The 15,463-nt window shown below is 43.1% G+C and carries 13 protein-coding genes; 7 read left to right on the forward strand and 6 right to left on the reverse strand.

Annotated elements, in window-relative coordinates:
- Positions 1-34: 34 nt before the first annotated feature.
- On the reverse strand, positions 35-631 hold the full coding sequence (folE, locus tag AB8P72_RS06320) for a GTP cyclohydrolase I FolE (RefSeq protein WP_226928923.1): 597 nt from the start codon (positions 629-631) through the stop codon (positions 35-37).
- Between the two features lie 352 nt (positions 632-983).
- On the opposite strand from folE, the gene AB8P72_RS06325 reads away from it, so the two are divergent.
- Together AB8P72_RS06325 and AB8P72_RS06330 are read left to right on the forward strand one after the other, a co-directional pair.
- The gene (locus AB8P72_RS06325) at positions 984-1,790 is read left to right on the forward strand and encodes an enoyl-ACP reductase (RefSeq protein ID WP_068405263.1); all 807 of its coding nucleotides are present in this window, start codon (positions 984-986) and stop codon (positions 1,788-1,790) included.
- Positions 1,791-1,899: 109 nt separating this feature from the next.
- Complete coding sequence (locus tag AB8P72_RS06330; RefSeq protein ID WP_102077056.1) at positions 1,900-2,598, forward strand: YoaK family protein; 699 nt, start codon at positions 1,900-1,902, stop codon at positions 2,596-2,598.
- Between the two features lie 51 nt (positions 2,599-2,649).
- Here AB8P72_RS06330 and AB8P72_RS06335 read toward each other — a convergent pair whose 3' ends face one another.
- On the reverse strand, positions 2,650-2,811 hold the full coding sequence (locus AB8P72_RS06335; protein ID WP_200662184.1) for a hypothetical protein: 162 nt from the start codon (positions 2,809-2,811) through the stop codon (positions 2,650-2,652).
- A 375-nt stretch (positions 2,812-3,186) separates the two neighbouring features.
- Here AB8P72_RS06335 and AB8P72_RS06340 point away from each other — a divergent pair, with 375 nt between their 5' ends.
- From AB8P72_RS06340 to hrpA, 4 genes are all read left to right on the forward strand, one after another.
- Positions 3,187-4,608: a DASS family sodium-coupled anion symporter gene (locus AB8P72_RS06340; RefSeq protein WP_068405268.1), complete on the forward strand. Its 1,422-nt coding sequence runs from the start codon at positions 3,187-3,189 to the stop codon at positions 4,606-4,608.
- A 144-nt stretch (positions 4,609-4,752) separates the two neighbouring features.
- Positions 4,753-5,361, forward strand: a complete 609-nt coding sequence (locus tag AB8P72_RS06345; protein ID WP_369958235.1) for a DUF1543 domain-containing protein — start codon at positions 4,753-4,755, stop codon at positions 5,359-5,361.
- A 1-nt stretch (position 5,362) separates the two neighbouring features.
- Positions 5,363-5,677, forward strand: a complete 315-nt coding sequence (locus tag AB8P72_RS06350) for a hypothetical protein (RefSeq protein ID WP_369958236.1) — start codon at positions 5,363-5,365, stop codon at positions 5,675-5,677.
- 265 nt (positions 5,678-5,942) lie between these two features.
- A complete protein-coding gene (gene hrpA, locus AB8P72_RS06355) occupies positions 5,943-10,100 on the forward strand; it encodes an ATP-dependent RNA helicase HrpA (RefSeq protein ID WP_369958280.1) in 4,158 nt (1,385 codons plus the stop codon).
- 199 nt (positions 10,101-10,299) lie between these two features.
- Here hrpA and AB8P72_RS06360 read toward each other — a convergent pair whose 3' ends face one another.
- The 3 genes from AB8P72_RS06360 to AB8P72_RS06370 form a co-directional block, all read right to left on the reverse strand.
- Positions 10,300-11,712, reverse strand: a complete 1,413-nt coding sequence (locus tag AB8P72_RS06360; RefSeq protein ID WP_191689912.1) for an aspartate ammonia-lyase — start codon at positions 11,710-11,712, stop codon at positions 10,300-10,302.
- A 199-nt stretch (positions 11,713-11,911) separates the two neighbouring features.
- Positions 11,912-12,793, reverse strand: coding sequence for an IS982 family transposase (locus tag AB8P72_RS06365; protein WP_369958237.1), 882 nt, complete (start codon positions 12,791-12,793; stop codon positions 11,912-11,914).
- Positions 12,794-13,158: 365 nt separating this feature from the next.
- Positions 13,159-13,494, reverse strand: coding sequence for a hypothetical protein (locus AB8P72_RS06370; protein ID WP_369958238.1), 336 nt, complete (start codon positions 13,492-13,494; stop codon positions 13,159-13,161).
- Positions 13,495-13,747: 253 nt separating this feature from the next.
- Between AB8P72_RS06370 and AB8P72_RS06375 the strand changes: the two genes are divergently transcribed.
- The gene (locus AB8P72_RS06375; RefSeq protein WP_369958239.1) at positions 13,748-14,368 is read left to right on the forward strand and encodes a class I SAM-dependent methyltransferase; all 621 of its coding nucleotides are present in this window, start codon (positions 13,748-13,750) and stop codon (positions 14,366-14,368) included.
- A 61-nt stretch (positions 14,369-14,429) separates the two neighbouring features.
- On the opposite strand, the gene AB8P72_RS06380 is transcribed toward AB8P72_RS06375, so the two are convergent.
- Positions 14,430-15,287, reverse strand: coding sequence for an AraC family transcriptional regulator (locus tag AB8P72_RS06380; RefSeq protein ID WP_144296208.1), 858 nt, complete (start codon positions 15,285-15,287; stop codon positions 14,430-14,432).
- Between the last annotated feature and the right edge of the window lie 176 nt (positions 15,288-15,463).

Here is a 15,463-nt window from a genome sequence, read left to right on the forward strand (position 1 = left end):
CTTATAACTAGCACTGATTTTATTTTAAACGATATTAAAACGCAGGTTTACGCTTTGGCACCGCATCTAAAAACTCATTACGGGCTTGATTGTCGTGTACATACTCACCAAGCATCGCTGTACTGCGCGTGGTTGAATGCTGCTTGTTAACGCCGCGCATCATCATGCACATGTGCGCTGCATCCATAACCACTGCCACACCGCGGCAACCTGTTACATCCATAATCGTTTGTGCCACTTGTTCGCTCAAATTCTCTTGAATTTGCAAGCGACGAGCAAACATATCAACGATACGGGCGAATTTTGATAGCCCTAATACTTGACCATTCGGCAGATAGCCGATGTGCGCGACGCCATGAAATGGCAACATATGATGCTCACATAATGAATAAAATTCAATGTTTTGCACCAAGACCAATTCACGATTGGTCGATGGAAATACCGCGCCATTGACCACTTCTTCCAAGCTTTGATGATAGCCTTGCGTCAAATGCGCAAACGCTTTTGCCGCGCGTATCGGGGTGTCTTGTAAGCCAGGACGCTCTAAGTCTTCGCCAGTTGAAGTAATTAGCTGGCGATAGGATTCAACACTTTCTTGAAAATCTGTTGCTATTGTTGGGGTATTGCTCATAAGTTTGGCAGCCATCCAAAATGTGGGTGTAGCTTAACGCTAATCCTTGTTTACAAACAATGGTTGTAAAGGATTTTTATAAAAATTGTGCAAGCTGGGAGGGCTGTGATTATACTTGAAAACAGCTTAACTTCATACTGCTATGCTTAGTAGATAATAGTTTTATCCATATTAGCTATTACTATGAAAGGAGATTAAGCGTTTATACCGTGTAAGTAAATACAGTATACGACTGTTTACTTAAATCAATTCGTGTATAATAAGTCATCTTTTCATTGGTACTTTTCCTCGCTATTTATGAGCGAGCTATTAAAAATAATCTCTTATTTAAACCGATTTACAGGGAACTATTATGCTACTACAAGGACAACGCTTTGTCGTCACCGGCATCGCAAGCAAACTTTCTATCGCTTGGGCAATCGCTGAAGCGCTGCACCGTGAAGGCGCGTCGTTAATTTTGACTTATCCCAATGACAAAATTAAAAAACGCGTCGATATGGCCGCCGAAGCCTTTGAAGCGGACTTGGTGCTTGAGTGTGACGTGGCATCGGATGAGTCGATTGCTGCATGTTTTGAGCAAGTGACTGCGCATTGGGGCGATGGTATTGATGGCGTTGTCCACGCGATTGGCTTTGCGCCGATGGACCAGTTAGATGGCGATTTTGTCAATGCCACCACTCGTGAAGGCAGCCAAATTGCTCATGATATCTCAAGCTATAGCTTTGTGGCCTTGGCCAAAGAAGCACGCGCGCTGCTAGCCATGCGTCATGGTTCTATGTTGACCTTGACCTATGAAGGCAGTATTTCAGTGTTGCCAAATTACAACGTCATGGGCATGGCAAAGGCCAGTTTAGAGGCCAGTGTGCGCTATCTTGCTACCTCGATGGGCGGTGAAGGTATTCGTGTCAACGCGATTTCTGCTGGACCTATTCGTACCCTTGCGGCAAGCGGTATCAAATCGTTCCGTAAAATGCTCGATATCAGTGAAAAAATCGCCCCGTTACAGCGTAATATTACCCAGACCGAAGTCGGTAATGCGGCGCTATTTTTACTATCACCGTGGGCATCTGGTATCACCGGTGAGATTATGTTTGTGGATGCAGGTTTTAATACCGTTGCTATCAGTGAGCAATTAATGATGCTTGATGAGACAAAATAATGGTTGTAAGCAAAGTTAATATGAGTTAAGCAGTAGAGAAGACGGCCAATTGGCTGTCTTTTTTGGTTATAATAAGGGCTTTTTGGTGTTAGGCCATTAGGCAACGAATATGATAACCAGATTACCAAAATGGATATTGTGGGGCGGCGCTGTACTGGCATTTAGCGCAGGCTGCGTCAATACCGCCGCATTAATGGGCTTTACCAATTTATCTGTCTCGCATGTGACCGGTAATGTCAGCTTGTTTTCAGCGGCGATTGCCCATTTAGACGGTCGCAGTATTTTATATATCGGTGCTTTGCTGCTGTCTTTTTTGGCTGGGGCAATATTAAGCGGTTTTGTGATTGGGCAACGATCATTAAAGCTGGGTCGGCGTTACGGCAGTGCGCTGTATATAGAAGCGGCGCTATTATTGATTAGCTATTGGTTATATCAGCAGCATGATTACTTAGGACAATTGGCAGCGGCGATGGCGTGCGGCTTACAGAATGCGATGGTCGCTACCTATAGCGGCGCGGTTATTCGTACCACCCATTTGACCGGTCTGACCTCCGATATGGGCGCTGCCATCGGCAACTGGCTGGCAGGTCGCCGTATTAGTAAGCCTACATTGGGTTTTCAAGCGATTATTTGGTACTGCTTTTGCGGTGGCGGCGCAGTCGGGGCGTTTTTATATGCCAAAGTTGGCTATGGCGCGTTATTTGTCCCTATTAGCATTGTTTTGAGTGCAGCTTTTTTCTATAACTATATGTCAGACCGTTTGCCAGAAAAAAGACAGCCGAGACAAAAAAAGCGACCATCTGCTTGATGAGCGCTTTTTATTTTAATTTTCTAATTCAAATAAGCTTAATGATACAAACTACTTATCGTTTTCTTCGTGATCTTCATGTTCATGCAACCCTTGCATCATATCTAATGCGGAGTCGTCGGTACGCTGCTGATCTTTTTTATCCAAGCCGTCTTGATTGATATCTTTTGGTGCCATTTTTGTGGTCGCATCGGTTTTATTTGAATTTGGCATAACATACTCCTGTTTGTTTTTATCAGTGTCCAATAAAGTCCAATAAAAATTTTAAAAATATAATGGGTAAATTTATCGGCTTTTAGCTTTAATTAACTTATTTAGTATGAGATAGCACTGTACGCTTGTACATACACGGTGTACGCTTGTTTAGTGACGATGTGTAACCATACATCACAAGGATTACTGCTTAATTTTTCTATAACCACATTTATTGCAAAATTATTAGCAGCACTCTTAAATCAGTTTTTTGTTATATATCTGCTATGATGACGGCGTATTTTTTGCGGTTACCAATTGATGAAGGGTAAATCGCCAAAGTACGCTTTTGTTTCAGGTTTTTTACACTGTCTTTGGGGAAAATAAGGACATTTTATGTCAGAGCAAAAACTAGATAGCCATCTTCCTGATGATGGCAACGAGTATTTATTTACCGATACCTTTCCAAAAGGTACAGGTAAAGGGTTGATAGTGGTCGCTATTGCGGCGGTTATCAGTATGATTATCTATAACGTTTTGCCGTTTGATATCAATGCCAATAAAGGCCTTGCGATGTTGTTTTTCATCGGGGTGCTGTGGCTGACAGAGGCGGTGCACGTTACGATTACGGCGCTTTTGGTCGTCGTCGTTGGTGCGTTGATTGGCATTCCAGAGTTTGATGCGGAGATTGGCTTACAAAGCTTTGCCAATCCGACGATTTATTTATTCTTTGGTGGTTTTGCTTTAGCTGCAGCACTACATGTACAGCAACTGGATAAAAAAATTGCGTTAAAGATTTTATCGATGTCAGGCGGTAAGCTCAGTACGGCAGTATTTTTGATATTTGGTGTGACAGCGTTTTTGTCGATGTGGATATCGAATACTGCGACCGCGGCGATGATGTTGCCACTAGCACTCGGTATTTTGACCCAAGTTGACCGTGAAAAAGACCGTGGCACCTTTGTTTTTGTATTACTGGGTATTGCTTATTCAGCGAGTCTTGGTGGTCTGGGTACGATTGTTGGTTCGCCGCCAAACGCTATTGCCGCAAAGGCGCTTGATATTGCGTTTGTAGACTGGATGAAGTTTGGTATACCGATGATGTTGGTGCTCTTGCCATTATTATTGGGTGCCATGTATGTGTATTTAAAACCAAATCTAAACCGTAAGATTGTACTGCGTGAAGACGAGCCTATCGCTTGGAATAAACCGCGTATAGTGACGATTATCGTCTTTATCATTACCGCCCTTAGTTGGATATTTTCCAAAAAAATCGGCGCTGCATTAGATATCACGGATACTGATGCCGTAATTGCCTTATCCGCTGCTGCTGCTGTAGTGAGCTTGGGTTTGGTGTCATGGAAGCAAGTGTCTGATAATACCGATTGGGGCGTACTCATGCTGTTCGGTGGCGGTATCGCGCTATCGACGATTTTGAAAGTATCAGGTGCGTCTTTGGTACTGGGCGAAACGGTTGCCAATGCGCTGTCTTCAGCACCGCTTATTATCGTCATGATTGCCGTATCGGCATTTATTATCTTCTTGACGGAGTTTGCTTCTAATACGGCTTCTGCTGCTTTGTTAGTACCAGTGTTTGCTGCTATTGCTGAGCAAATGGGACTGCCACACGAAGTGCTCGTCTTGGTCATCGGTATTGGCGCCTCATGTGCCTTTATGTTACCGGTTGCCACGCCGCCGAATGCGATTGTCTTTGGTACGGGGCTGATTAAGCAAAACGAGATGATACGTGTTGGTGTTATTCTTAATATTCTTGCTACCCTAGTCGTCGGGTTGTGGGCGTATTTTTTCTTAATATAGCCTAGCAATTAAGTTCATCATAATCCCTAAAGCCCGATATTTACTTAAATGTCGGGTTTTTTATTTCCTTTTATTTTCAATGACTGTATAACTAGAACTTTAACGTTAAGCTTTATAGAAGAGATTGGCTATGGAATGGGTAAAATGCTAACACTGTTTATGGTACAACTTGGTGGTCGCCCAAAAGGTCGTTTGATTGAGCAGCACGATATGTTTTTTGGCGTGGCCAATCAAGTCAGCGAGCTGATAGACGATATCAATCAGCACTGGCCTGAGGTTAAAAATAAATGGCACATTGACTCGTATCGAGCGATTAGCAAAGTTGATAATTATGCGATTAAATTGGTCGAATCAAGTAGCCAAACAGAGAGTGCCAACGATGTAGAGAATACCAACGATTTAAAGTTATTCTTTATCAATCTAGGGGGTTATCAGCGCGGCAGTTTCGAGGAGTTTCATTATAAGCTGCTTATCGTTGCTGCTACTCAAGCGGACGCTATTAAGCAAGCAAAACAGAGCGAATTTTATAAAGCCTTTACTTATAAAGATAAAGAGTCGCCTTTTAATGCCGCCTCGCATATTGATGATAAGTTTGAGGTAGATATCGACGATATTTATAACGTCAATGACCTTATTCCAAATGTTCGGTTGTTAATTAAGCCGATTACTAACGATAACAATGAATTTGCGAATACTGATGATAAAGAGTACGTTGGTTATCTGAGTATCAAGAATTTAAGGAGGTTAGGATAATATGGCTTTAAATATGTACTATAAAAACGGCGTTATTCGCAAAACACGTAGCCAGATATCTGATGAGCTATTGACCACGCTTTATCAGGTTCATAATAATGCCAATTTTCCACAACTGACGTGGTTAATTGATAGTCTTTATGAAAATCCACAGATTCAGCCTGATGTCGCTAAATTATTAGCTGATGAGGTGGTGGCATTTGAAAGACTGTTACTTTCGTTGCACCTGCCTTTTCCTATGCTGCCTCTGCAAAAGCTCCATACCTTTTTTACGGGAGCTGCGATTAGCAGGCAGCTCATTTATACCAGTAATTAGTGAGTTTTTTGCTTTAGCCTGTTTCTATAACTATCTTGAATCACGCCCCAATTACCCCCATAATCTAAGCACTTCCAAATAATAAATAGCCTAAGTAAATATGCCCAATACTTCTAAGAATGCCGCAGAAACTGCTACTGAAAACCCAACCAGCGACCTAAGCTCTAATGAATTTAGCTCCAACGAAAATCAAGCAAGTAAAGCCGCCAACCCAAATAATGATGACTCGAATATCACGGTAAACAGTGATAACGCATCTTCGTACGTGAAGGTTGCCACTGACTTACCAGTTTTAGCCAAAGATAGCTATTATCTCAGCCGTTTAGAGCGTGAGCTGGCGCGTGCCGCTGTGGCTAATAATAAAAGAGATCAGAAGGGTTCTGATAATAAAGCAGAGGACGGGCTAACCAAAAAACGTGCGCAGTATGACAAAATAAAAACCCGTTCACAGCAAGCGGTGCAAGCGCGTATTGATAGTATTCCAGAGAAATTGGCAGAAAAACTCAATCTTGATTTGCCCGTGAGTCAACGTGCTGATGACTTGGTTCAAGGTATTATCGATAACCAAGTGATTATCGTGGCAGGTGAGACCGGTTCTGGTAAGACGACGCAATTACCAAAGCTTGCAATGCTGGCAGGTCGCGGTATCACAGGGCAAATAGGTCATACTCAGCCAAGGCGACTGGCAGCACGCAGCGTAGCAAACCGTATCGCGGAAGAATTGGGCGAGCAGCTCGGTAATACCGTCAGTTTTAAGATTCGTTTTAATGAGCAAGGGTCGGCACAATCTGTCGTGAAGCTGATGACCGATGGTATCTTACTGGCTGAATTGGGTCATGATCGTTTCTTGAGTAAATATGACACCATCATCATTGATGAAGCGCATGAGCGTAGCTTAAATATTGACTTTATTATGGGTTATTTAAAAAAACTGCTGCCCAAGCGCCCTGATTTAAAAGTTATTATTACCTCAGCGACCCTTGATACTAGACGCTTTAGTGAATATTTTAGCCATTATGATAAGAAGCTAAAACGTAACGTGCCTGCGCCGATTTTTAATGTCGAAGGTCGCAGTTACCCTGTGGAAGTTCGTTATCGTCCGTTGACCGATGAGCCAGTAAACAGCTCGGATGATGATAGCTATGATGACTTTGAAGAGAATCTGCCTCGCGCGGTAGTTGCTGCCGTCGAAGAATGTTTTAGCGATGCACAAAACAAAGGTCATGCCGATCAAGCAGATATTTTAATATTCGCGGCGACAGAAGCTGAAATTCGTGAGCTCCAAGAGGTGCTTGAGCGTCATGGGCCAAAACATACCGAAGTATTGCCCTTGTTTGCACGGCAGACTTATGAAGAGCAGCAGCGAATCTTTCAGCCGTCAGGTCGCGGCCGGCGTATCGTTATCGCCACCAATGTTGCCGAGACGGCGCTGACCGTACCCGGCATTCGCTATGTGATTGACTTAGGATTTGCGCGGATTTCGCGTTATTCGTATCGCTCACGCGTACAGCGTTTACCGATTGAAGCCATCTCACAAGCTGCGGCCAATCAGCGTAAAGGTCGCTGTGGTCGTGTTGCGCCGGGTGTTTGTATTCGTCTTTATTCTGAGGAGGACTTTACTGGTCGTCCAGAGTTCACTGAACCTGAAATTTTACGTACCAATCTTGCCTCTGTTATTTTGCAAATGGCCAACCTGCGCTTAGGCAGTGTCGATGACTTTGCCTTTATTGAGCCACCTGATAGTCGCTTGGTCACTGATGGGCATAAATTGCTCGATGAATTGGGCGCGATTACTTCTAAAAAAGAAGCCTCTTCTGCTAAGCAAACCAACAAGCCCAAAAAAGGTCTCGACCATCTGGTTCTGACACCGACTGGGCAAAAAATGGCACGTATGCCCATCGACCCAAGGCTGGCACGTATGCTAGTTGCCGGTAGCGATTTTGATTGTATCCGTGAGATGCTCATCGTTGTTGCGGCGCTTGCCGTCCAAGACCCGCGCGAGCGTCCGGTAAATAAGCGCCAGCAAGCGGATCAAAAGCATGCAGAATTTCGCCAAGATGACTCCGACTTTTTATTCTATTTAAGTCTCTGGAAAGCCTTGTTTGAAAAAGACGAAGACGGCAACAAATTGTCTGGTAATCAGCGTAAGAATTTTACCAAGAAAAACTATTTGAGCTTCCCGCGTGTGCGCGAGTGGAATCAAACCCATCGTCAGCTGGTACAAATGGTCACTGAGCTAAAACTGACCGATGTTAAGGAGGCAAAAACCACTAATAAAGGTAGCAATAAAAAAGCTTCTTTAGAGAATGTGACGAGCGACCCTACCGCGATTGAAGATGAAGAACTCAAAGCCGTTAAATATGCCAATTTACATCGTGCATTATTAACGGGTCTGTTATCTACGATTGCGCATAAAACTGAAAATCGTGGTGAATACTTAGCCGCGCGCCAGCAAAAAGCCAAGATTTTCCCAGCCAGTACGGTGTTTAAACAAGTACCGCCTTGGGTTATGGCCTTTGAAGTGGTGGAAACCTCGCAAGTGTTTATGCGTACCGTTGCTAAGATTGAGCCTGAATGGATTATCTCAGCGGCAGGCGACTTGTTAAAATATCACTACTTTGAGCCGCATTGGTCGAAAAAGACGGGACGTGTTAAAGCTTACGCGCAGATTAGCTTATTTGGGCTGATTATTATCAGTAAACAGCTGACCAACTATGAACAAGTCAACTTAGCTGAGTCGCGAGAAATCTTTATCCGTGATGGTTTGGTGACCGGTAATTTAGGTCGGCAAGCGCCATTTTTACAGCATAATATGGATAAAATCGCTGATATTGAACGCATTGAAGATAAATTGCGTCGCCGTGATTTATTGGTTGATGAAGAAGCACTGTATCAGTTTTATGATAAAAAAATCCCTGAGCATATTGCCAGCCGCAAAACGTTTGAAGATTGGCGTGCCGAGGTGGAAAAAACTGATACTAAGTATCTATTCTTTACCGATGATGACGTGCTTAATAGCCAAGCGCCAACGACAGGCGATTTTCCAGAAGTGTGGAAACTGGGTGATTTAAAATTACCGCTGCGTTATGTCTTTGATCCGTCAAGCGATGATGATGGCGTGACCATTCGTGTGCCACTGGTAGCGCTACCGCAGCTTGATGCGATTGAGCTATTGTGGGGTGTGCTCGGTTGGCGCTATGAGCTGGTATTGCAACTGCTCAAGTCATTGCCCAAGGATATCCGCCGTCAAATCGTCCCCATTCCTGATACTGCCGATAGCTTGTTTGATGAATTGCAGCCTGCTGGTGGTCAAGGTTTATTAAAGCAGCTGTGCCAAGCTTTAAATCGTCGCGGCATTATGTCGGTGACGCCTGCGAGTTTTAATCCTGCTAGCATCGATCGCTATTTACAGCCGCAAATCTGCGTGGTCGATGACAAAAACCGCATTATCGAAAAAGGTCGCGACCTACAAACGCTACAAATTCGCCATGCTAGTGAAACCCGCCAGGCGGTGAATGAGCAACAAGGTACGCATACGGAGTTTCCTGAGTATTTTGCCTTTAGCAAAAACCATCATAGTGCAGGCGTGGTGATGAAGCAGTTTGCTGCCTTGGTCGCAGACGCGTCGGGCGAGGCGGTATCGATTCACCAATATACCGATGTCAATGCAGCGTTGCAGGCACACCGTGTCGGAGTTTTGACTTTAATAAAAGCTAAGCTTGGTGCGAAGAAAAAGCAGCTCACCAGTCAAATCGATAAGATATTTAAATTGGCTTTTGCGCCACTTGGTGATATGGAGAAGCTAAAAACCATCGTTATCGATGCGGCATTGGATGCTGCGCTTGAGGAGCACTATGTGCTATTCGATCATACTGCCGATTTACCTGAAAGCGCTGATGATACTGCCGTAGCTCTTGCGGAAGAATTGCCTTTTACGCCAGAGGAGTTTGAGAAAACCTTAGAAGTCGTCGCTGGTAACTTCCTATTAACGGGTCAAGATGTCATAAAAACGCTTAAAAATGTCTATACGCGTTGGCAGCGTATCCGTCAGAGCTTACTCATGCTTGATAGAGAAATATTTGGCGAGTCTATCGAAGATATCGAAGACCAGCTAGAGGATTTGCAATTGGCTGATTTTGTTTATCGCATGGATTATAGCCATTGGCAGCAGTATCCACGTTATTTGGAAGCATTAGAGATTCGTCTTGAGCGCCTTGAGCATAATCTTGAAGCGGATCTTGATGGTGTCTACGCTCTTGATGAGCATATGGAGCGGCTGGCAAATCGTGCTAATGATAAAGCCATTAGTGAGTATCGCTGGATGGTTGAGGAGTATCGCATTCAGCTATTCGCGCAGCCGATGAAAACCCGCATGGCGGTATCACCGAAGCGTCTAAATAAAATGTGGGAGAAAGTGAGTTAGTAACTAGGAATTTTACCGAAAATCCAGTTATCCTAGATAGCTAGTGAGTAGGGTGCGCCTAGCGCACCATTTCCATGTAATTTACTTCTTATCGGTGCGCTTGGCGCACCCTACAATAATTTCCATATCTAATGATAAACAATAAAAAAGGCTGGATTAGCAATCGCTAACCCAGCCTTTTTGTTTAACCATAGATAAACTATAGCAATGCTCTAACCTTTGGATACACCATATTGGCAGGAGACAAGATATCATCTAGCGTCTCTTTATCCATTAGTTTTTCTTCTAATACGATGTCGTAAACACTGCCACCAGTCTCTTGAGCTCTTCTCGCAACAAAAGAAGAGGCGTCATAACCAAGGTGCGGATTTAGCGCGGTGACCAGTCCGATATTATTGAATACCTCGACACTACACGCCTCGTTGTTCATCATCAGACCATCGATACAGCGCGTGGCAAACATCTCACAAATATTGGCCAGCATGCTCATACCGGTAAACAAGTTAAAGGCAATGACGGGCTCAAAGACATTGAGCTGTAGCTGACCGTTTTCTGATGCCATAGCAATGGTATGATCAATACCCATGACATGGAAGCAAGCTTGGTTCACCACTTCTGGGATCACAGGATTTACTTTACCCGGCATGATGGAGCTACCAGGCTGCATTTCAGGCAAGCGATATTGCGCTAAACCTGCACGCGGACCCGAAGACTGCAAACGTAAGTCATGGGCAATCTTAGATAAACGCGCAGCAAAAAGACGCAAATTGCCAGACAAAGCCACATAAGCACTGGTGTCTTGTGTCGCTTCAATCAAATCTTCAGCAATATAATAAGGTCTGCCAGTCAAATCAGACAAGGTTTTGGCAACTTCCTCAGAATAGCCCGCTGGTGCATTCAAGCCCGTACCAATTGCTGTGCCGCCCATATTGATTTCATGAAACAGCGCACGAGTAGATTCGATACGATCCATCTCTTTTTTGATCATGGTTGCAAAGGCGTTGAACTCTTGACCCGCGGTCATAGGCACAGCGTCTTGCAAATGCGTGCGACCCATTTTTAATTGATCGGCAAGCTCCGCGCTTTTTTTCTTAAGGCTGTTATACAAGATATCCATTTTACTTAATAGATGGACACAGTATTCATCTAACGCCACATTCATCGCTGTAGGGTAGGCGTCGTTGGTTGATTGTGACAAGTTGACATCGTTATTTGGATGCACGTGCTGATAGTCACCTTTCTCGTAGCCTAGGATTTCTAAAGCACGGTTAGCAATCACTTCGTTGGCGTTCATATTGGTCGACGTACCTGCACCGCCTTGGAACATATCAACGATAAACTGATCATGATATTTATCAGCAATTAAATCATCGCACGCCGCCGCGATAGCGTCTTTAACGGTGTCATTGAGTACGCCTACTTTATTATTGGCAATTGCTGCTGCTTTTTTAACGGTGGCAAAAGCACGAATAAAGGTCGAAAACTGGTTTAAGCGCACTCCACTGACAGTGAAGTTTTCAAAAGCACGTAAGGTTTGGATACCATAGTAAGCATCAGCGGGCACGTCACGATAGCCGAGTAGGTCATGTTCTTGGCGAGTAGCAGTTGTCATGCAATAAATCCTTTCAATAAAAAGCCCTGATTAAGACGCAAAGATACCGTCATTTGTTAACATGACAGTAGTAGCCTTGCATTGGTAAGTCTATATGGTTGACCTTATAGCATAAGCCTTTTAGGTAGGGATTAACAATGAATATTTATTACATCACGCATAATAAAATAAAAAACTTTATATTATAAATACCCCACTCTCAACTTGAAATAAGCAAATCAAACTGAAGAGGCGGGTTACCAAGTTTTTTGTTGAGTACAAAGCACAGATTATGTGACAGGATTTTACGAATCAATCGATGAGACAAATGCCATAAATCTCTTGCTCGTACCTTTTGTATATTAAATCGTTCTGATAACTGACCAATGACTGTTTCAACGATACGGCGGGCTTTCATTAGCCGCCTTACCACAGGTTTGGGTCTATCCTCTTTCATATTAGCTCTGAGTGGCGTTTGTAAATCCACGCCTTGAGCGTCGTAGTACGATGTCAGACTAGGGCTGATATACCCTTTATCAGCGCCAAGTAGCCCATGAATATGAGTGGTGATTTCTGCAGCAACTGCTCTTTCATCAACATTGGCAGGAGCAAAGGTAAAGCCTTTAATCATGCCCGATAAATTAACAAGCAAATGGCCTTCAAAGCCATAGTACCTCTCTTGCTTAGTTGCACAGTAGCTAAAAGCCGCTAAGTCTTGATAATTCTTATGCCGATAAGCGCGTCCATAATGACAGACGGGTACCCAAAAGCCATCCATAAAATGAATGTTGTCACGGCCTTCAATTTGACTGACGTTATCTTGTATCTGCTGTTTGACTTGCCACAGATTGGCGCAGTGCTTTGCGAAGTTAGGGTATGAGCCGATGGCTGGAAACCAGTCTTGCCAATGCTGGGTAAAGTATTGCCAAATTTGTTTGTCTTGATCAAGGTGTAAAAATTCACCGACCATCTCCATGCAAATAACCTCAGGATCACTTAGCTTTGGCGCGTAACCTGCACTTCGCAAGGGTTTGGTGACGACTATTTTGTAATATTGCTCTACCATTAAATAGATATTGATGATAAATTCGTCTATGGGCATCTCACAACTCCATTGTATTCTTGGTCGAAAACAATAGATTAGTGAGGTGCTCTTCTTTTTTCAATCACTTTCGAAGTTGAGAGTGGGGTATTATAAATAGTAAGCGCTAAACGTTTTTATCTGAAGAAGGCCGTAAACTCATTAAATCCACCTTCAAAGTAAAGATAATATGATTTTATCTCTACTTTAATATAGTCAGTGTAAAATAAAAGCGACACGTTATAGATTTTTGCGACTGGTATAAATTTTCCTTGCTTGCTGTTATCACAGAGGCTACGAAAAATTCATCCCAGTCGCACTGTAACGATTTTAGAGTAATTCTACTATAGTTAGTTTAAAGCACTTAATAAAAGCCAAAATTTGCTTTAGGGTTTTGCTCTTATATTTTCTGTCACCACGCCCATCGCATAAAACAGCAAGGCGATAAGGGTCATGGCGACGATAAACGGCGTTAAAACCCAAATTACAATGTTAATGAGTAATGATGATAATAGACCATTAAAGATAATGCTGTGCGGCGCGATCAAATCGGTGATGACATCGACTGCGCGTTTGGCAATCGGGAAAAGTAGGGTGCTGACAGCCAGAATATAGAGATATTTGGCGAAGTCAGGATTGCTTGAGAGGACGATAAAGTAAAAGCCTACATAGTAGCTGATACCTAATGCCCAGCATTTGAGAGTGTAGCTAAAATGAATCATGTGACTTCCTCCCTAAATCTGACGGTGATGTGTCCATCCATGGATAACACATCAATACCCAATACATTCTAATAATTGAATATATTATTATATGTTATATTACGAATATACAAGTTAAGTCAACTGTTTTTTATCACCATCTTTATTTAACTAACAGCACACTAGCTACGAGATTACACCCTAAGATTTTATCAATAGAAAATAAATAGCCTAAGCAATAATTAAAAACCAATGCAATAAAAAGGAAAAAACCATGTGGAACGAGCGCTACAACAGAGCAGAGTATGTTTTTGGTACAGAACCCAATGATTTTTTAAAAGAAAATTTTCAAAAAATACCGCTAGGTGGCAAAGTTTTGTGTCTGGCTGAAGGCGAAGGCAGGAATGCAGTTTTTTTAGCAGAACAAGGTTACCAAGTGACCGCCATGGATATGTCTAACGTAGGATTAAATAAAGCTTTAAAGCTGGCGCAAGATAGAGGCGTTGATATCATCACTCAAGTTGCTGATTTAGCTGACTATGAGTTTGGTCAAGCACAGTGGGACAGTATCGTTGCTATCTGGGCGCATCTGCCGCCAGCCATACGCCAGCACGTTCATGGGCAGATTGCACCAGCGCTCAAGCCAGAGGGCATGTTTATCTTAGAGGCTTATACCGAGCAGCAGCTAAGCATGGACGCTGTCGGCGGACCTCCTGCAACACAAGAAGAGCGCTTTGGTTCGTTAGCAGTTTTGCGTGCTGAGCTGGCACAGTTAGAAGAAATAACGGGTATCGAAAAGCAGCGCATGATTTCTGAAGGTAAGCGCCATCAAGGTTTGAGTGCGGTGGTACAGTTTATTGCTAAAAAAACAGATGAGCATGAATTTAGGCGCTAATTTATGAACGTGATTGTCAGTTTTGATAATACTTATATTCTTTGATTTTGACTGCTTAATTCTAGACATGTAATTCAGCACTCGGGCTGATGCCAAATAAGCGTTTATATTCTCGGCTAAATTGGCTCGGGCTTTCATAACCGACTTGCATAGCGATTTGGGCGATTTGAGTGTCATTTGCTTGGATCAGTCGTCTTGCTTCCATCAAACGCAGGCTTTTTTGGTATTGAAGCGGGCTTAACTGAGTAATTTCCTTAAAATGATGATGAAACCCTGAGACACTCATCCCGCAGCGACTGGCCAATTCTTCGATAACTATTGCCTCATTTAAATGCGTCTTTATCCAATCGGTAGCTTTGCTAATACGGTGCGTATGGCTGCCATTGACCACCAGTTGGCGCAATTTATTGCCTTGCTCTGCTATAAGCAGGCGATAGTAAATCTCCTGCTGAATTAATGGAGCAAGAAAACCAATATCATTTGGATAATCAAGCAAGTGTATTAGGCGCTCAAACGCCGCCATGATGGTACTGTCCAATTGCCACTTTATTCCTAAATGTCTTTCAGTATTAGGCGGTTTCGGCGGTATTTTTGCTAAAACCTCACCAATCATGACAAGGTTTAATTTCATAGACAGCACGATAACCGGACGCTCTACCGTCGCATGCCTTATATGCATGCTTAAAGGGATATTAACGGGGCAAAACATGAGATTACTTTTGTCAAACCTTTGACAGTCGGCACCTAAGTAAATCTCGCGCGCACCTTGTAAAACGATGCAGATACTAGGTTCTTGAATATAGCTGACGGCTTTACTGGGTTTATCAGCACAGTAAAAAAACAAACCTGAAACGGCGGATTCAATGGTTTTGTTTCTAGGTAATAACGATAGGAGTTGCTCAATGGTTGATTGATTCATTAGCTTTTCTTATTTTATACAATTACTCGATACTATAGAGTTTTGTAGGATTGGGCAAGAGGTTTGGAGCTGTGTTCTAACAGATTGTCGCGCTGAGTCTTATACTAGCCTTATTGAGACTGATGCAGCCTCATGATTGATTGAATCAAATTTTGTGTAAGTAAAACATAAGGAAT

The sequence above is a fragment of the Psychrobacter sp. CLB018 genome (assembly GCF_041222815.1).
GTDB lineage: Bacteria > Pseudomonadota > Gammaproteobacteria > Pseudomonadales > Moraxellaceae > Psychrobacter > Psychrobacter faecalis.